The sequence below is a fragment of the Streptomyces sp. NBC_01190 genome (genome assembly GCF_045039895.1).
GTDB lineage: Bacteria > Actinomycetota > Actinomycetes > Streptomycetales > Streptomycetaceae > Actinacidiphila.
The window spans coordinates 268910-287822 of record NZ_CP108580.1; the positions used below are offsets into that span (position 1 = coordinate 268910).

The window sequence follows — 18913 nt, forward strand, 5'->3', positions numbered from 1 at the left end:
TCCCTCAGACGCGCGCCGACGGCGGAGGCCGGGCGCGCTGATGTCCCGGCGGTCCGGACGCTCCCTGAGCTCCGGACCGCCGCAGGACGCGGGGACGGACGACCCGATATCCGTCCCGCGGCGAGTTCCCGCCACGGTGGCGCGGCTGGTGAGCGATACGGTCGTCCGATCGAAATATTTCGAATACCGAGCCGGAATCTTCGACAGCTTCCTGCGGGCCAACCCGGCCACCCCGGACGGCGCAGCGCGGGAATTCCCGCCTGCCCTGCTCGGGAAGCGCCGATGACCGCCCGCTGACGGCCGGGAACGACAACTCCGGCTGGCTTCCCGCCTTTTCGGCTCGGCTGATTCCATCATCATCGCCGAATGTTTCGTACCGTAGTCGTTGACGTTTCGGTCTCTCAGGGCAAGAATGACGTCCGTTTCACGGTAGCCACGCCGCGACAGCGGAGCACGTTCCGTGGCTGCCCCGATCCTCGCGAATGGTCCCCCACAGTGTCCGGTCCGGGCCTGCCCTTTCGGCATACCCGGACCGGAATGCCAGGAGATGAGGTTGAAGTGATCCCTGAGTTGTCCCACGCCCCGGTGCCACCCACCGGCGGGTCCCTCGCCAGGCGCCGCTCCCGAGTGCGGACCGCGGTGACCGCCCTCACCGCGACCGTGGCGGCCACGATCGGTCTCGTGTCGTTGGCCGGCACCGCCAACGCGGCGAACACACTGGGCGCCGCGGCGGCGAGCAGCGGCCGTTACTTCGGTGCGGCGGTCGCCGCAAACCACCTCGGTGAGTCCCAGTACGCCGCCACGTTCGACACGGAGTTCAACGCGGTCACGCCGGAGAACGAGATGAAGTGGGACGCCACCGAGCGGTCCCGCGGCTCGTTCAGCTTCGGCGCCGCGGACCAGATCGTCTCCAACGCCCAGGCCCACGGCATGAAGATCCGTGGGCACACGCTGGTGTGGCACAACCAGCTCCCCGGCTGGGTCTCGAACCTGTCCGCGTCGGATCTGCAATCGGCCATGGACAACCACATCACGCAGGTCATGACCCACTTCAAGGGCAAGATCTACGCCTGGGACGTGGTCAACGAGGCCTTCGCCGACGGCGGCAGCGGCCAGCACCGCAGCTCGCCCTTCCAGGACAAGCTCGGCAACGGCTTCATCGAGCACGCCTTCCGCACCGCGCACTCCGTCGACTCCAACGCCAAGCTCTGCTACAACGACTACAACATCGAGAACTGGACCGACGCCAAGACCCAGGGCGTCTACAACATGGTCAAGGACTTCAAGTCCCGCGGCGTCCCGATCGACTGCGTCGGCTTCCAGAGCCACTTCGGCTCCAGCGGGCCGCCGTCCAGCTTCCAGACGACGCTGTCCAACTTCGCCGCCCTGGGCGTCGATGTCCAGCTCACCGAACTCGACATCGCCCAGGCACCGGCGACCGCGTACACGAACACCGTCAAAGCCTGCCTGAGCGTCGCACGCTGCACCGGCATCACGGTGTGGGGCGTCACCGACAAGTACTCCTGGCGCAGCGGTGACAACCCCCTGCTCTTCGACGGCAGCTACAACAAGAAGGCCGCCTACACCGCCGTCCTGAACGCCCTCAACGCGGGAGGCGTCACCACACCGCCCACGACTCCCTCGACCTCACCGCCCACCACCCCGCCCACCACGCCACCGACCACACCGCCCACGAGCGGTCCGCTCTGCACGGCGTCGTACGCCGTGACCAACTCCTGGGCCGGCGGCTATCAGGTCGACGTCACCGTGAAGAGCACCGGCACCGCGGCCCTGAGCGCCTGGACGGTCTCCTGGAGCCAGCCGACGGGCCAGACCATCAGCCAGATGTGGAACGCCGTTCAGGGCACCAGCGGCGCCCTGACCACCGCCCACAACACCTCGTACAACGGCTCCGTCGCCCCGGGAGCGACCACCAGCTTCGGCTATCTGGTCGACACCGGCCAGACCCCGCCGAGTGCGCTCCAGCTGTCCTGCACGTTCACGTAACGATCATTCCCCCTGAGCGGCGCCGCGGCCCCAGTTCCGCGGCGCCGCCGTGGTCACCGACCTCGGCGTCAGTCCTTGACGGCGCCGGCGCTCACGCCGGCGGCGACATAGCGTTGGGCCACGACGAGCAGGACGGCCGCGGGGATGGAGGCGACCACCGCGGTGGCCATGATGGCGTTCCACTCCTGGTTGTTGTTGCCGATGTACTTGTAGATGCCGAGGGTGATGGGGCGCATGTCGCCGCCGCTGTCGAGGGTGTTGGCGAAGACGAAGTCCGACCAGGCCCACAGGAAGCTGAACAGCGACACGGTCACCACCGCGTTGCGCGAGACCGGCACGACGACAGAGGTGAAGGTGCGCCAGGTGGTGGCACCGTCGATCTTCGCCGCGGAGATGAGCTCGTCCGGGATGCCGGACATGAACGCGGTGAAGATCATCACGCCGAAGGGCACGGCGATGGTGGAGTCGGCCACGACCAGTCCCCACCAGGTGTTCATGATGCCGAGATTGAGGAAGATGCCGTAGAAGCCCATCGCCATCACGATGCCCGGGATCATCTGGGCGATCAGCAGCACCATGCCGACCAGGCCGCCGCCGCGTGGGCGGAGCTTGGCCAGCGCGTACCCGGCGGGCGCGGAGAGCAGCAAGGTCAGGGCGACGGTGCTCAGCCCGATCAGCAGGCTCACCCACAGGTAGGGCAACTGGTCGTCGAGGACGGCGCGGTAGCCGGTGAAGGTGGGGTGCAGGGGAAACAGGTCGGGCGGGCTTTTGCGCATGTCCTGCTGCGGGGTGAGCGAGACGTTGATCATCCAGTAGACCGGGAAGAGCATGACCGCGGTCAGCACGACGCCGATGACGGTGTTGCGCCGGGAGCGGACCGCACGGGACGCCGTCATGACGTCTGCCTCCTTTGGAGCCGGATGTAGCAGAGCCCGAAGACCAGGGCGATGATGATGAGGATGTTGCCGACCGCGGCCCCGGGCCCGAACTGGGGCAGCAGCGAACCGAAGCCCAGCCGGTACGACCAGGTGGACAGGGTGGTCGACGAGTCTCCCGGGCCGCCCTTGGTCATGATCCAGATCAGGTCGAACACCTTGAGGGTGTAGATCAGACCGAGCAGTACGGTGATCGCCGAGACCGGCCGCAGCAGGGGGAAGGTGATCCGCCGGAACTGCTGCCAGCTGCTCGCGCCGTCCAGCGAGGCGGCTTCGTACAGCTCACCGGGAATGTTCTGCAGACCGCTGTAGAGGATGACCAGGTTGAACGGGATGCCGATCCAGATGTTGGCGATGATCACCGAGACCAGCGCCCAGTGCGGGGACGTCAGCCAGTTGACCTCGCCGATGCCGGCCACGTGCAGGACGTAGTTGACGACGCCGGAGTCGCTGTTGAGCAGCCAGGACCAGGTGGAGGCCGACACGATCAGCGGCAGCAGCCACGGGATCAGGAACAGCGCCCGCAGGGTGGGTGCCAGGCGGAACCCGCGGTGGAAGAACACCGCGAGCGCCAGTCCGATGACGTACTGGAAGAGGATCGAGACCAGGGTGAAGACCATGGTGTTGCGCAGCGCCGTACTGAACGTCGGATCGTCGATGACCTGCCGGAAGTTGTCCCAGCCGGAGAAGGGCGCCCCGCCCTGCACGAACGACCGCACCGTGTAGTGCCGCAGGGACAGGTCCAGGTTGCGGTAGAGCGGATAGGCGTAGAAGACCCCCAGATACACGATCACCGGCGCCAGAAATCCCCATGCGGCGAGCTGGGCGGCCCGTCGGCTGTCGCGGCCGCGACGCCCGGGACCGGTGCGCCGTTGCGCGGGACGGATGTGCTCGCGACTCGTCCCGGACGCGGTCGGCGACCCGCGGCGTCGACCGTCGACGTGGGCGGTGGGCATAGGTGCTCCTCGTTCAGTGGGCCGCCTGGGCGGATACCGGTACCGCCCTGGGAGTACTGGCGCCGTCGCAGTACCCCGGGAGACGGGGTGCCGGACGGCGCCAGCCCGCCGTGCCACCGGGACGGGCGGCGACACGGCGGGGTCGGTGCGACCGACCGCCGGGGTCAGCGTGCCAGGCGGCTGATCGCGTGCCGGTAGGGAGGAGGCCGGTTCAGCCCTTGTGGCTGTCGGCCGCGGACTGTGCCGCCTTCAGCGCCGACGCCGGGCTCTTGCCCCCGGACAGCGCCGCCTGCACGGCGGTCCACAACTGCTCGGAGATCACCGGATAGCGCACGCCCAGGCCGTCGCTGGTCCGTCCGCGGGCGGCCGCCACCGCCGCCTTCCAGGGCTTCAGTTCCGGGTTCGCGGTGACCTGCTGGTCCTGCACCACGCTGGTGGGCGCGATGTAGGACAAGGTGGTGTCGGTCGCCAGCAGGTTCGCGTTGTCGGTCAGGCAGGAGACGATCTTCGCCGAGGTCTTGTACCGCGCGGTGTCCTTCTGCACCGGTACGGTGACGAACTCGCCGCCGGTCGGCGCCGGAGCGGGGCCCCCGGTGCGGGCCGGGATGCTGATCACGCCGTAGGGGAAGCCCGCCTTCTTGGCGTTCCCCAGTTGCCAGGTGCCGTTCTCACCGAACGCGAACTGGCCGGTGGCGAACTCCTGCCAGCTGGTGGTCTGCGTGTTGATCAGCACGTCGTTGGGCGCCAGCCCCTGGGAGAGCCAGTCCTTCCACAGCGACAGGGCGGCCTGCCCGTCGGCGTTGTCCAGATGGGTGAGGTCGCCCTTTGCGCCCCAGAACCAGGGCAGGAACTGGAAGCTGCCCTCCTCGGTACCGATGGCGGAGAAGGTGATGCCCTTCTTGCCGGCGGCCTTGACCGATTTCAGCGCCGTGGTCAGCGAGGCCCAGTCCTTGATCGACGCCGGGTCGACGTGGGCGGCGTCCAGTACGTTCTTGTTGTAATACAGCGCCAGGGTGTTGGCCCCGATGGGGACACCGTAGGACGATCCGTCCAGGGTGCCCGCGCCGATGATGTTGGCCTGGATCGACGTGGTGGATACGCCTATGTCGCTCATCTTGTTGAGGATCCCGGCCTGCTCCAGGGTGGACACCACGGGGTTGTCCACGAGCATCACATCGGGGGCGTTGCCCTGCTGGGCGGCCAGCAGGGCCTTGTTGCCCAGGTCGGTGGTGTCGTAGGCGGTGCGCTTGACGGTGACGCCGGCCTTGGTGCCGCAGGAAGCGACCAGCTTCGACCATGCCGAGGAACCGTCGAACTGCGGGTACGGGTCCCAGAAGGTGTAGGCCCCGGAAGCGGTGGACGAGGACGACCCGTTCCCGGAGCCGCCGCAGGCGGCGACTCCGGTCAATGCGGTACAGGCGGCGACGGCGGCGATGGCGAAGCGTGCGTGTCTCATGGTGGTCCTTGGCTTGTGCGTGATGGGTTGGTGACAAACGAGCGGCGGCGCGGGCGGAAGGCCGTGGGCTAGCTGGTGGGTATCCAGACCCGCATGGGGCCGTCCTGCCGGTTGGCCCACGCGTAGTAGGGGACGGCGGTCAGGGCCGCCGCGGTGTCCGCCGACCCGGCGCGCCGCACCGAGCCGCGGTCGGAGTCGGCCAGTTCGCGGTAGGGCCACCAGCCGCCGGCGGGGCGGGTGCGCCGAGAGCCGGAGGCCGTCACCGTGACCACACCGCCGAGCAGTTCGGAACGCGATTCCTCAACGAGCGGCCGGCCGGCGTCGATGACCACGTCGTCGAGTCCTCCGGGGTTGTCCACACCTTCCAGGCAGTAGACCAGCGGCCCGCGCTCGATGGCGACGCAGCCGCGGACGGCGTCGACACGCGCGTCGGCCGCCACCAGCCTCGGCGTGATGGCCAGTTCGAGCGTGATCTCGTCGCCCGGTGTCCACGGTCCCGCCAGGCGCAGCCAGCCGGCGTCGGCGGCGGTGGGCACAAGTTCCCGTCCCTTCACCTCGACCCGGTGATCGGTACTCCACTGAGGGATGCGCAGCGAGAGGGTCCACGGCCGGTCCGTGGGGCAGTCCTCCACGCTGAGCCGCACGGTCCCGGACCAGGGAAAGTCTGTGTGAACGCTAACAACGAGCGCGTCGCCCGCCAGGTCGCCGGTGTAGCGGCCGGTGGCGTACTGGTGGATCTGCAGCCCGTCCGTGCTGGTCGAGGCGATGTAGTGCTCAAGGCCGGCGAGCAGCCGCATCACGTTGGGCGGGCAGCAGGCGCAGCGGAACCACCGCGTCCGGCGGGCGGACTGGTCACCGCCGGTGTCGGTGTGGCCGTCGCGGACCTGCAGCGGGTTGACGTAGAGCCAGCGCTCGCCGTCCAGTGACACCCCGGCCAGGAAACCGTTGAACAGGGTGCGCTCGATCAGGTCGCTGTAGCGGGCGTCGCCGGTGAGCAGCGCCATCCGCCAGCTGAAGTGCACCGACGCGACAGCGGCGCAGGTCTCGCAGTAGGCCCGCTCGTTGGGGAGTTCATACGGGTCGCCGAAGTCCTCCTCGTCGTGGTGGGCCCCCAGCCCCCCGGTGATGTGGGTCTTGGTGGCCACCATGGCCGTCCACAGTCGCTCACACGCCGCGAGCAGTTCGGCGTCGCCGGTCTCGGCCGCCACGTCCGCGGCGCCGGCCAGCAGGTACAACTGGCGTACCGCGTGGCCCTCGACGTTGTCCTGGACGCGCAGCGGTGTCCGGTCCTGGCAGTACGCCTCACCGCCGAGCAGGCCATGGCCGTGGCGATCCACGAAGTAGGCCGCCAGATCCAGGTAGCGCCGTTCGCCGGTCTCGCGGTACAGCTCGACCAGCGCCGTCTCGACCTCCGGATGGCCGTCGAATCCGTCGATCCGCTTGTCGCGGCCGAAGACGGATTCGATGTGGTCGGCGAACCGGACCGCCACATCCAGCAGTTCCTTGCCGCCGGTCGCCCGGTGGTGGGCGACCGCGGCCTGGATGAGGTGGCCGGCGCAGTACAGCTCGTGTCCCCAGCGCAGGTCCTCGTAGCGGCGGCCGTCCTTGGTCACCTGGAACCAGGTGTTCAGATAGCCGTCCGGCTGCTGGGCGTCCGCCACCAGGGCGATGATCCGCTGCACGTCGGCGGTCAGCCCGGCGTCTTCCGCCGGGCCGGAACCGTCGGACGGGGCGGCCCGGCCGAGCTGCCAGGCCGCGGCCTCCAGCCATTTGTAGACGTCGGAGTCCACAAAGGGGAGATCGCCGCGGTATGTGCCCTCCACCGTATGGGCGGCGAGCCGCAGGTTGTGCAGGTTCCCGGCCGATTCGAGCAGTTGCGGGCCCTGGGGAATCCCGACGCGCCCGTTGATGTCGCGGCGGCGGTGCCAGAAGCCGCCACGGATGTCGGCCGCCAGCAGCGGACGCAGGGCTCCGCCGGGTCCCGGCCGAATGGGCCCGGCGGGGGCAGCTGATGTCGGTTCGCTCTGAGACAAGGATCTCCCTCGGAAGGACGGGCGGCGCCGGGCGCCCCGCCGGTTCACGGCGGCATCGCGGGGGCGAGCAGGGTGTGATCCACATCGGCCGGCGATGGGATCGACTCGCATGCGAAATGTGGGCAACGGTTTTCGTATACGCAACCTAGGAGTACCCGGCAGGGCCGTCAAGTCCTTGCACCGACCCCACCACACTGTCAGACAACTCTTGGGATACCGGCCGCCTGCTGGCAGGATGGACCGCGGACCATTAGGTGAGAAAAGGATTGTCCGTGGCAGAGACAGATCGACACCCGCCGGTCGGACGGGTGACGTTGACGGATGTGGCCGTCGCGGCGGGTGTGAGTGTGGGGACGGCGTCCAAGGCGCTGAGCGGGAACGGCCGCATGCGTCCCGAGACCCGCGAGCGGGTTCTCCAGGCGGCGCGCCGAATGGACTTCCAGCCCAATGTGCAGGCGCGCGGACTCCTGGCGGGCCGTACCTGGACGGTCGGGCTGATCACCACCGACGGCATCGGCCGCTTCAGCACCCCGGTGCTGCTCGGCGCCGAGGACGCGCTCGGGGCGGGCAAGATCTCCGTCCTGCTGTGCGACACCCGCGGCGACGCGATTCGTGAACGCCACTACGTCGAGACCCTGATGGCCCGCCGGGTGGACGGCATCATCGTCACCGGACGGCGTACGGACCCGCGGCCGCCGCTGCGAGGGCTGCGCGACGTGCCGACCGTCTACGCACTGGCCCCGTCGGAGGACCCCGCGGACATGTCGGTGGCCAGCGACGACGAGGGCGGGGCACGGCTGGCGGTGGAACACCTGATCAGCTCGGGGCGGCGGCGGATCGCCCACGTCTCCGGTCCCGCCCACCACGCGGCCGCCCGCCACCGGGCGCGGTTGACCGAGGAGTTGCTCGGACAGGCGCGACTGGAGTTCGCCGGCGGCCAGATGTACTTCGGCGACTGGAGCGAGGCGTGGGGACGCCGGGCCGCACGGAGCGTGCTCCGTGCGGCACCGGACACGGACGCCTTCTTCTGCGGGAACGACCAGATCGCCCGCGGCGTCACCGACACGCTGCGCGAGGAAGGGCACCGCGTTCCCGACGACATCGCCGTCATCGGCTACGACAATTGGGACGTCATGGCGCTGGCCGCCCGCCCGCCGCTGACGACCATCGACATGAACCTCAGTGAGATCGGCCGGATCGCCGCGCTGCGGCTGCTGGGCGCCATCGACGGCGCGGCCACCGACGGTGTGCAGACCGTCGACTGCCGGCTGATCCTGCGCGAATCGGCCTGACGGCCCGGCCGGCTGCCGCCCCGGAGTTCGGGCGCAACCGGCCGGGCCGGACGTGTGCGGTGCGGCCGCCGGACGGCGATCGCGTCTCAGCGCGCGGTGAGCTTCCACAGATGGTCGGCGGTTCCGTTGTCGTCCCATTGCAGGACCTGGGCGCCGCTGCTGGTGCTCATGTTCTGGACGCCGAGCAGCAGTCCGCTGTTGCTGTTGACGATCTTGTAGTAGCCGGTGCCGTCCGGCGTGAACCTCCACAGATGGTCCGCGGTTCCGTTGTCGCCCCAGATCAGCGCGGTGCCACCGTCCGCGGTGGAGGCGTTGGTGATGCCCAGCAGCAGACCGCTCGCCTGGTTACGGATCTTGTACAGGCCGGAACCGGCCGACACCAGGCTCCAGGTCTGGGTGGACGAGGAGCTGACGGTGGCCTGGTCGACCAGCGTGCCCTGCGCGCTGCCCCCGTTCTGGGTGTCCAGCGCCAGTCCGCTGTTCTTGTTCGTGATCCGGTAGTTGCCGTCGAGGGTGGTGGAGCCGCCGCCGCTTCCCGGCGTGATCACCACGTGGTACGCGTCGGTGGTGTTGGTGGTCACCGGGACGGTGATGGAGCCGTTGCTCACCGTCTGATTGGTTTCGGACAGCGTGATCGGCCCGGACACCGCGGTGGTGCGCCCCCGCGAGGGGGTGTACTCGACCTTGACGTGCACCGTCGAGCCGAGGGCCGACAGCGAGTTCAGACCGTTGACCTGCACGGCCGAGTCACCGGAACCGCCGCCGAAGATGACGTCGACCTCGTTGCCCGCGCTGTTGCGCGACGCCGCTCCGTCGATGCCGGTCTGCGCGGGGGCGGTGGTGGTGAGCATCGAGCCGCTCATGTCGGCGTACCACTTGTACAGCCAGTAGGCCCCGTTGGGGCTGCCGCCCCGGCCGGTCAGCAGGTCGCCGAGCGCGCCGGACTGGTTCCAGAAGGCCAGTTCGGCGTCATGGACGCCCAGCCGCTCGAACTTGGCGATGTAGCCGACCAGGGCGCCGGGAATGCCTACCTCGGACGGGGCCGCGTATTCCTCGATCGCGATGGGGCGGGGGCTGATGCCGTACTTCTTCTCCAGCCCGGTGACGGTGGTGATGTCCCCGGCGATCTTCGAAGAGCGGATCAGTTCGTGCCAGGCGATGATGTCGGGCACGGTGTTGGTGGCGACCGCGTTCTTCAGGAAGTTGTCCATGTCGCCGATGTTGTCCGAGAAGCTCGGCCCCTGGATCGGCGTCGTGGCGTCCTTGGCGCGGATCTCCCGGTAGGTCCTGGTCCAGAAGTCCTCGAAGGTGCCGTTCTGGGAGAGCCAGGTGTTGTCGGACTCGTTCCACGGCGCGTAGGCGGCGAGGTTGCTGATCCCGGACGCCTTGGTCTGCGCTATCTGGTCGTCGACCACGCTCAGCCAGTTGTTCCAGCTGAACTGGTAGGGCCAGCCCGCGTAGTAGTCCGACAGCCGGTTGACGACCTTGGCGCCGGCCCGGGCCGCTTTCGGCGCGACGGTCAGGACGTCCCCGGTGCCCTGCTGGTGACCGCCCTGCGGCTTCTGCACGAAGGTGTTCGGCTTGATCGCCTGCACCAGGGCGTCCGACGGGGTGTTGGCGTCGGCGAGGCCGTAGAGACTGCCGGAGGCCACATGGGTGACCGGCCGGAGGATCTGGCCGGCGTTGACCACGAGGGTCGTGGACGGAGTGGGTGCGGCCTGGGCGGACGTGCCGGTGAGCACGGCCGAGGCCGCGACCAGCGTTGCGGCTCCCAGTCCGACGGCACGGCCAAGTGGCCGGCCGGGGTGGAGATGCGCGAAACCACGCATGACGAGTTGCCCTCCTGACGAGCGGGGTGGAGTGATGCGTCAGCCGCAAGCACCACTGCCGACCGGGGCCGTCCGTCCTACGGCACCGCGTCGACCGGCGTGCGGCGGAAAGCTCTGCGCAACAGCGCAAACGATTTTCCGCGCACACCGTACGAGCGTCCCGGAACCGGGTCAAGAGATCGCACCGGGTCAATCCCCCGGTGCGGTCGGGGACAGCCGCCCGAGCAGCGGCTGTCCCCGGCGATCAGCGGGCATGGCGCGGCCCGGGCCCGCCCGCGCCCGGTAACGGGCCAGGGCGGGCAGGCCGCTTCCGCCGGCCCGGGCCGGCGGGCGCGGAGCCCAGCGCTCTCAGCTCACCGGAAGGTCCAGTGCTGGTTGCTTCCGCCGGTGGAGTCCCACACCTGGACCTGGGTGCCGTTGGCGGTCTGGCCGCCGGGAGTCTCCAGCGCCCGGCCGGATGCCACGTTCACCAGGGTGTACGAGCCGTCACTGTTCTGACTGGCCCGCCAGTGCTGGTTGGCACCGCCGTTGGAGTCCCAGACCTCTATCCGGGTGCCGTTGGCGGTCTGGCTGCCGGGCTCGTCCAGTGCCCGTCCGCTGGCGGTGTTGGTCAGGGTGTAGGTGCCGTCACCGTTGAGGCTCGCCCGCCACTGCTGGTTGGTGCCACCGTTGGAGTCCCAGACCTGGAGGAGGGTGCCATTGGCGGTCTGGCCGCCCGGCTCGTCCAGGGACCGGCCGCTGGCCGCGTTGGTCAGGCTGTAGACCGAGCCGGAGACGATGCCTCCCGAACCTCCCGACCCCGAGCCGCCGAGGGCGCTGACGGAGGCGTTGTAGGCGGCCTTGGGCTGGTAGTTGCGGTCATACATGGTCGCGGCGCCGTATCCGGGGAAGGTGCCGTCGATCCAGGAATGCCCGTCGTCCACACCCCACTGGGAGACGCCGACGCAGCGGGAGACGGCCAGGCAGGCCTTGACCACGTTGCCGTAGTCGGTGCCCTGCTGGTTCAGGTTCCCGCTGCTGGCGGGGAGCGGGATGCGGTCGTCGAGTTCGGTGACGGCCACGTCCAGGCCGAGGGCGGCGAAACGCTGCATGTTCGCCTGGAGGGAGCTGGGCACCTGGCCCACGATGAAGTGGCTCTCCAGGCCGATGCCGCTGAGCGGGACGCCCTGCGACAGCAGGGTCTGCGCGAGACTGTAGAGGGCGTTGCTCTTGGCGTTCTGCCCTTCGACGTTGTAGTCGTTCACGTAGAGCTTCGCGCTCGGGTCGGCCGCGTGGGCGGTACGGATGGCGTCGGCGATATAGGCCGCACCGCCGCCGAATGCCTTGTAGAAGGCGTCCTGCCGGTAGCTGCCGTCCTCGTTGAAGGGCTCGTTGACGACGTCCCAGGCGTAGATCTTGCCCTTGTAGTGATTGACCTCGGTGGTGATGTGGGCCTCCATGGCGGCCTTCACCTGGCTGACCGGCAGGCTGTTGACCCACGAGGGCAGCTGGCTGTGCCACACCAGGTTGTGTCCGCGCACCCGCATGCTGTGCGCGGTCGCGAAGTTGACGATCGCGTCACCCGGACCGAAGTTGTAGGACCCGTTGCCCGGCTCGGTGGTGTCCCACTTCATCTCGTTGCCGGGCGTCACCATGTCGAACTGGCTGCCGGCGATGCCGGTGAGGGAGCCGTTGGAGAGGTCTCCCTGGGTCAGTTCCGTACCGAAGTACCGGCCCTGGCCCTCGGCGAGGCCGCGGAGCGAGGTCGCCGCGCTCGCCGGCGTGGCCGCCAGCGGAATGAGTGCGGCGGTGACCGCGGCGAGCGCGGCGACGGTGAGTCTGCCGAGTGCGGGGCCGGATACGGGTTTGCGTGGTGGCACCATGATCATGACCACTCCTCTGGTGTCTGTGGGGGCAGGAGATGGGAGCGCTCCCATGCCGACGCGGCAGGCCGGCGCCCCACGGCGGGACGGCGGACAGCAGATGCGAGGCTCGGAGCGCCGAGATGGCCCGCTGCGCTCGACCGGCCGGCATCCGGGGCCTCGGGCGAGGGGCGAGAGTTACGTAACTCCCCCGCCGCCGTGGCCGTCAAGCCTTCGGCAGGGGAATTCCGCCGCCGCGACGTCCCGCCTCCCCCCGGGTTCCGGGTCGGGTGCGGCCCGCGGCGCGCGGGCACGGCTTCGTCGTCGCAGATGAGAGCGTGCGCACAGCCGCCGGTCCGTGCGGCCGGGCGGTCACGGCGCGAGGACGCGCGGGCGAGTCGTTCGGTCACCGGTCTTGACACCCACCGACAAGGCGAGCACGGTGAAATCCCGAATCCACTTCCGCCCGCGCGTCCCAGGTCCGGCAACCGATGGGTTAGCGCTAACAATAAGGACGACCCATCAGCATCTCGTACCATCCGCTCTCCTACCGGACCTGCCCCGGCAGCAGGAGGCGGGGTGACACGCACCCGCGGCCGGGGCACCGCTCAGCGAGCGGTGCCCCGGCCGACACGTGCCCCGGGACGGTGTGCTGACCGGGTGTCAGGACCAGGGACCGGCCGCGTTCCAGCTGGTGTCGTCGGGCCAGGAGGTGGCGCTGTCCCAGGCGTTCGAGCCTCCGTTGGAGGCGATGCGGAAGGACACACAGGAGCTGTCGGCCAGACCCGCCCGCACGATCCAGGTGGCGTCACCCTTGTCCATGGCCGAACTGGCGGCGGACATCGGCGAGATCACCACGTTGCTGTCGCTGTCGTCGCGCCGGAGCCGTTGCGGGTGCGGACATCGGTGTCTCCCTCGGTGTGTGTGGGAGGCCGAGCCCATGGGCCCGGACACAACTGTTCGGCCGAAGGCCCGGTTCGGGCCGTCGGCACGTGTGTGGGGGGCACCGGAAAGGGGTGGGGCGGCTCCATGCCAGGGAGGTGGAGCCGCCCCACCGTGCGAGGGCCGCGGACGGGGTCGCGCCGCCCGGTGCGGCGAGGGTTCAGCCGCGGCGCGCGACGCTTCTGGCCCGCAGCCGGTCGGCGGTGATGGCCAGGCCGAGGACGCAGCCGAGCACGATGTTGGTGTAGTTGGAGTTGATCTGCAGGGTGGTCAGACCGTTGTTGATGAGTTCCAGCAGCACGGTGCCGGCCACGATCCCGAGGATACGCCCCTGGCCGCCGACGAGGCTGACGCCGCCGATGACGGCGGCGGCGATCGCGGACAGTTCCCAGCCGACACCCACGCCGCTGGCCGAACCGACCCCCATGCGGCCGAGAACCATGATCCCGGCGAACGCCGACAGCAGCGAACTGGTCACGTACATGGAGACGATCCGCCGGTTGCCGCGGATACCGGCCAACCTGGCCGCCTCCGGGTTGCCGCCCACCGCGTACACCTGGCGGCCGGCATAGGTGCGTTCCAGGAAGAACCAGGCGGCGATCGCCACGACGGCGAAGAGGATGAGGGGCAGCGGGATCTGTGCGACGTACTGCTGTCCCAGGTCGCCGAAGAGTCCGGAGATCCCGGTGATGGAGGTGCCGGAGGTGATGGCCAGGGTGACGCCCTGGGCCACGGTGTAGGTGACCAGGGTGACGACGAACGGCGGCATCTTCAGCCGGGTGACCGCCAGTCCGTGGATCAGGCCCACGGTGCCGGCGATGACCAGCGTGACCAGGATCGCCAGCACCGGCGGCAGCCCGGCCCGGACGTTGAACCAGGACATCAGGATGACGCTGGTGCCCAGCAGCGCGCCCACCGACAGGTCGATGCCGCCGGTGAGGATCACCAGCGACTCGCCGATCGCGATCAGCCCGTACTGGGCCAGGTCGAACCCCATGCCTTGCAGGTTGACCGCGCTGGCGAACGTCGACTTGTCCAGCGCCAGTGCGGCGAAGACCACCACGCAGGCGGCGACCACACCGACTTCCGGCGTCTGCAGCAGCCGGCGGCCCAGCGGGTTTCGTGACCCGTCACCGGTGTCGTCTTCGGTCTTGGCCGGTGCGGTACCGGTGGTCATCCGCCCACCTTCCCGACGGTGGTGCCGCTTGCGGTGGCCGCAAGCCGGGAGCCTGTGATTGTCATGCGCTCGCCTTCCCTCGCGTGCCGGGCCCGGACTGCGTCCCGGCTGCCGCGGTCATGATCGCTTCCTTGCCGAATCCGTCCCGGGCGATGTCCGCCACCACCCGGCCGTGCGCCATCACCACGATGCGATGGCAGATCCACATCAGCTCCTCCAGTTCGGAGGAGGCGACCAGCACCGCCAGGCCTTTCTCGGCCGCCGCGTCGATGAGACCGTAGATCTCCGCCTTGGCGCCGACATCGACGCCGCGGGTGGGCTCGTCCAGCAGCAGCAGCTTGGGATCGGCGGCCAGCCAGCGGCCGAAGACGGCCTTCTGCTGATTGCCGCCGGACAGGTCGCTGATCAACTGCTCCTGGCTGTGCAGCCGGACCCCGAGATCCTTGACGATGCGGGCCGCGTGGTTCTTGTCGGCCCTGGGCCGGAGCACACCGCGGGTGCTGATCCGCCGCAGCGTGGTGAGGGTGACGTTCCAGCGTACGGAGTGCGCGGGCAGCAGCGACTGCACCTTGCGGTCCTCGGGCACCATCCCCACGCCCGCCTCGACGGCGTCGGCGGGATGGCGCGGACGGAAGTCGGCTCCCTCGAAGGTGACGCTGCCGCCGGTGCGGGGCTGCGCGCCCATGACCGTGTGGAGCAGCCGACTGCGCCCGGACCCCATCAGCCCGGCCACCCCGACGATCTCCCCCGCCTTGACGTCCAGATCGACCGGGCCGAGGCCGTCGGCGGTCAGGCCGCGGACCGACAGCGTCGTCGCGCGCTCCACCGACGGCGGGGGCGCGAGGTCGGCCCGGGCGAGGTCGGCCCCGACCATTTCGCGGATCATCCGCTCCTCGGTGGCCTCGGCGGGCCCGAGATCGGCCACCAGTCTGCCGCTGCGCAGCACGATCACCCGGTCGGCGACGGCCCGCACCTCGTCCAGACGATGCCCGATGAAGAGCACCGCTCCTCCGGCGGCGGCGTGCTGACGGGCCAGCTTCAGGACCCGTTCGGCCTCGACCGGCCCGAGCGAGGACGTCGGCTCGTCCAGGATCAGCACGACCGGACGGTGGCCCCACGCCTTGGCTATCTCGATCATCTGCCGCACCGGCACCGGGAAGCGTTCCACGGGGCGGTCGACGTCGACGCCCGTGACGCCGACCTCGGACAGCAGGCGCCGCGCCTCCGCCCGGATACCGCCCTTGTCGAAGACCACGCGTCGCAGCACGCTCGGGCCGGTTCCGGTGGGGCGCCGGCCCAGCAGGAGGTTCTCCGCCACGCTCAACTGCCCGACGAGCGGGAATTCCTGTGCCACGAGGGCGACGCCCAGGTGCCGGGCGTGATCCGGGCGTCCGGGCTGCAAGGCTTCGCCGGCGATCTCGATGGTTCCGGTCGTCGGGGTCACGGTGCCGGACAGCACACCCATCAGGGTGGACTTTCCGGCACCGTTCTCCCCCACCACGGCGGCGATCTGTCCGCGTGCCAGATCGAGCCGGGGGATGTCCAGCACCTTGACCGGCCCGTAGGACTTGCTGACGTCCAGCAGGGAGACCGCGTGGTCGCCGGGGATCGCGCCGGCGGCTGCGGGGCCGGTGTCGGTGGACGGATTCATCAGCCGATTCCCAGATCCTTGAGCTTGGCCTGGTAGTCGGTGAGGTTGCCGCCGGTCACCAGGCCGACGCCGGACGACAGCGTGGTGCCGTCGGACTCCAGGTAGGGCTGCACGATCTTCAACGTCGCCTCCTTGCCGAGCACCTTGAAGGCGGTGAGCAGGTACGCGCCGGTGTAGCCCTGCTGGTACGGCTGCTGGACGACGGTGGCCTGGATGACTCCCGACTGGATGAACTTCAGCGTCTGCGGGTCGCTGTCATCGGAGATGATCTTCACTCGGCCGGACTTGCCGGCCGCCTGCACCGCCTGGCCGGCCGACGGGCCGTCGTAGGAGTAGACCCCGTACAGGCCGTTGATGTTCGGGTTGGTCTGGATCGCGGTCTGCGCGTTGGTGAGCGCCTTGGAGGCGTCCATGCCGTCGCTGAGCTTCTGGACCACCTTGATGCCGGTGCCCTTCAGGGTGTCCTCGAAGCCCTGGATACGCTCCACCGCGTTGGAGGTGGTCAGCGACCCGACCAGCACCACCACCTGGCCCTTGTCGCCGAGCGCCTGCTTCATCGCCTCGCCGGCCTTCTGGCCCGCCTGGTAGTTGGGCGTGCCGAGGTAGAGCGCGGCGCCGTCCTCCTTGGGCAGCGGCGAGTCGATCGCCAGGACCGGGATGCCCGCGCCGTTGGCCGAGGCGATCGGCGCCTTGATCGCCGTCGGGTCGATCGCCGAGACGCTCAGGCCGGTGATCCCCTGGCCGCGCAGCGTCTGGATGATGGACAACTGCTGGTCCAGGCGCCCGTTGGCGGGGGCCTGGTAGGTGCCCTTGACGCCGAGGTCGGCCAGGCCCTTCTTGAAACCGATCTTGCCGGCGTTCCAGTAGTCGACCGCGACGTTGACCACCATGGCCTGGTCGAGCTTCGACAGATCCTTGCCGGCCAGCGCGGCCTTCAGCGCCGTGTCTATCTTCGCCAGGTTGGCGTCATTGAAGGCGATATCACCCTGGATCGCTGTCGCGGTCGTCGCGGTCGACGTGCCCCCGGTGTCGGACGACGAGCCGCTGCCCGCCCCGCTCTTGCTGCAGGCGCTCGCACCGACGATCAACACCACCAGCATCGCGGCGGCGCCGAGACGGCCTCTTCTGCTTCCGGACCGCGTATCACCCATGATCACTATCCCGTTCCGAGGACCCATGGCCTCTGTTAGCGCTCACACACATCAGATCGTCTCTGAGGCATCGAGTGCGCGTCCGACATGTGCGCACATACCGCAAGATCCACGGGGAAGATCAACGGACCCTCCCTCACCGACGGCCTCGAAGCCGGAACGACTCACGCCGATATCGCCGTCGCACAGATGGGAAGCCCCTCACCTGGCCTGCGGGCCGGAGCTTCTTCTCTGATGAAACGTCACAGACATCTTCGCCCGCGTCCCGCCTTGTCGCTTGGCAGAAATGTTAGCGTTCACTGCTCCGGCGTCAAGACGTTACACGGAAGAAAAGTCATCCGTGTCACGAACGCAACCACACCGGCCCCGGCCATGGAGCGGGTGACCGTGGCCGTCGCGCAGCCACCCGCAACTCCCCCCGCGGAGCGGCCGGTTACCCGCCCTGCGGCCCGCACCCGCCCGGCCGTGCGGCATCACCCCTCACGTCTCGGTGCTGAACCGGAAGACGGTTGTGGACCGGTAGCCGACGCCGGGCGGGAGCCACGTGGCCGGGTAGTCGGATCGCCGCGGCGAGTCGGGAAAGTGCTGCGTCTCGATCGCCACTCCGCCGTGCCGGACCGGTGAGAAGACCGAGGGATCGCTGTCACCGGAGAAGAGGTTGCCGGTGTAGATCTGCAGGCCGGGTTCGGTGGTGAGGCACTCCAGCCGGCGGCCGCTGCCGGAATGTCTCAGGACGGCCGCGAGTTCGGGAGCGTCGTGCCCGGACCGGCGCAGCACCCAGTTGTGGTCGTAGCCGCCGCCGGCCAGCCGTATCTGTTCGTCGGCGGTGTCCACTACGTCCCGGAGCCGGCGTGGCTCGGTCAGGTCGAACGCCGTGCCGCGGACCGGACGCGGTGGCCCGGGCAGCGGGATGAGCTCGGCGTCCACGGGCGTGTAGTGGTCAGCGGCCACCCGCAGATCGTGGTCGAGGACGGTGTCGTCGGCGCCGCCCGCGAGATTCCAGTAGGTGTGGTTGGTGAGATTCACCGCGGTCAGCCGGTCGCAGGTGGCGGCGTAGTCGATCCGCAGTTCACCGGCGTCGTCCACGGTATAGGTCACCGTGGTCCGCAAGGTACCGGGAAAACCCTGATCCCCGTCCGGGCTGATGAGCTCGAATTCCACGCCGGCCCGATGGCCGGCTCTGGTCGGCCGGGCGGACCACAGGCGCGCGTCGAAGCCTTCCGGCCCACCGTGCAGGGTGTTGCCTCGCTCGTTGGCGGTGAGGTGCACGGTGCCGTGCTCGGTGGGCAGCCGGCCGCGCGCTATGCGGTTGGCGTACCGGCCGATGGTGGCGCCGAAGTACCGCGCGCTGCCCAGCTTGTCGGCCAACTGGGGAGGGCTGAGCACCACATCGGCGAAGTGCCCTTCCGCGTCGGGGCACCGGACGGAGTGCAGGCTCGCGCCGAGGGTCAGCGTGTCGGCGATGATTCGCCCGGGCACGGCCATCCGCCATCGGTGTACCGTGCGGCCGTCGGGCAGGGTTCCCGCGACCGAGCGTGAAACGGTGGGCATCACGCTCCCCACGGCAGGGGTGGGAGGCCGGCCGCCGGACCGGGCCGGCCGGGGGGAGCCGGGTGCCCCTGATCCCGGTCCGCCGGGGGTCT

Annotated in this window: 13 protein-coding genes; 2 read left to right on the plus strand and 11 right to left on the minus strand. The window is 69.5% G+C overall.

Annotated elements, in window-relative coordinates; genetic code table 11:
• The first annotated feature begins 585 nt into the window (after nt 1-585).
• On the plus strand, nt 586-2007 hold the full coding sequence (locus tag OG519_RS01225) for an endo-1,4-beta-xylanase (RefSeq protein WP_405592386.1): 1422 nt from the start codon (nt 586-588) through the stop codon (nt 2005-2007).
• Nucleotides 2008-2075: 68 nt separating this feature from the next.
• Here OG519_RS01225 and OG519_RS01230 read toward each other — a convergent pair whose 3' ends face one another.
• The 4 genes from OG519_RS01230 to OG519_RS01245 form a co-directional block, all read right to left on the minus strand.
• Nucleotides 2076-2903, minus strand: coding sequence for a carbohydrate ABC transporter permease (locus OG519_RS01230; protein WP_405577536.1), 828 nt, complete (start codon nt 2901-2903; stop codon nt 2076-2078).
• Nucleotides 2900-3898 (minus strand): carbohydrate ABC transporter permease, encoded by a 999-nt coding sequence (locus OG519_RS01235; RefSeq protein ID WP_405577538.1) that lies wholly within the window; start codon nt 3896-3898, stop codon nt 2900-2902. The genes OG519_RS01230 and OG519_RS01235 overlap by 4 nt, the downstream gene beginning before the upstream one ends.
• Before the next feature lie 211 nt (nt 3899-4109).
• Nucleotides 4110-5354 carry an extracellular solute-binding protein gene (locus OG519_RS01240; protein ID WP_405577540.1) on the minus strand — a complete coding sequence of 415 codons (1245 nt, stop codon included), beginning with the start codon at nt 5352-5354 and terminating at the stop codon, nt 4110-4112.
• Nucleotides 5355-5422: 68 nt separating this feature from the next.
• Nucleotides 5423-7387, minus strand: a complete 1965-nt coding sequence (locus OG519_RS01245) for a glycoside hydrolase family 127 protein (RefSeq protein ID WP_405577542.1) — start codon at nt 7385-7387, stop codon at nt 5423-5425.
• A gap of 272 nt (nt 7388-7659) precedes the next feature.
• On the opposite strand from OG519_RS01245, the gene OG519_RS01250 reads away from it, so the two are divergent.
• Nucleotides 7660-8679, plus strand: coding sequence for a LacI family DNA-binding transcriptional regulator (locus tag OG519_RS01250; protein ID WP_405577544.1), 1020 nt, complete (start codon nt 7660-7662; stop codon nt 8677-8679).
• A gap of 86 nt (nt 8680-8765) precedes the next feature.
• Here the strand turns inward: OG519_RS01250 and OG519_RS01255 are convergent, their stop codons facing one another.
• From OG519_RS01255 to OG519_RS01285, 7 genes are all read right to left on the minus strand, one after another.
• The gene (locus tag OG519_RS01255; protein WP_405577545.1) at nt 8766-10508 is read right to left on the minus strand and encodes an RICIN domain-containing protein; all 1743 of its coding nucleotides are present in this window, start codon (nt 10506-10508) and stop codon (nt 8766-8768) included.
• Nucleotides 10509-10861: 353 nt separating this feature from the next.
• Nucleotides 10862-12376 (minus strand): endo-1,4-beta-xylanase, encoded by a 1515-nt coding sequence (locus OG519_RS01260; RefSeq protein ID WP_405577546.1) that lies wholly within the window; start codon nt 12374-12376, stop codon nt 10862-10864.
• Between the two features lie 636 nt (nt 12377-13012).
• Nucleotides 13013-13291 carry an AbfB domain-containing protein gene (locus OG519_RS01265; protein ID WP_405577547.1) on the minus strand — a complete coding sequence of 93 codons (279 nt, stop codon included), beginning with the start codon at nt 13289-13291 and terminating at the stop codon, nt 13013-13015.
• A gap of 160 nt (nt 13292-13451) precedes the next feature.
• The gene (locus OG519_RS01270) at nt 13452-14468 is read right to left on the minus strand and encodes an ABC transporter permease (protein WP_405577549.1); all 1017 of its coding nucleotides are present in this window, start codon (nt 14466-14468) and stop codon (nt 13452-13454) included.
• A 61-nt stretch (nt 14469-14529) separates the two neighbouring features.
• Nucleotides 14530-16119 (minus strand): sugar ABC transporter ATP-binding protein, encoded by a 1590-nt coding sequence (locus OG519_RS01275; RefSeq protein ID WP_405577551.1) that lies wholly within the window; start codon nt 16117-16119, stop codon nt 14530-14532.
• Nucleotides 16119-17270 (minus strand): substrate-binding domain-containing protein, encoded by a 1152-nt coding sequence (locus OG519_RS01280; protein ID WP_405577553.1) that lies wholly within the window; start codon nt 17268-17270, stop codon nt 16119-16121. Before OG519_RS01280 ends, OG519_RS01275 begins: the two co-directional genes overlap by 1 nt.
• A 480-nt stretch (nt 17271-17750) precedes the next feature.
• Nucleotides 17751-18755 carry an aldose epimerase family protein gene (locus OG519_RS01285; RefSeq protein ID WP_405592388.1) on the minus strand — a complete coding sequence of 335 codons (1005 nt, stop codon included), beginning with the start codon at nt 18753-18755 and terminating at the stop codon, nt 17751-17753.
• Between the last annotated feature and the right edge of the window lie 158 nt (nt 18756-18913).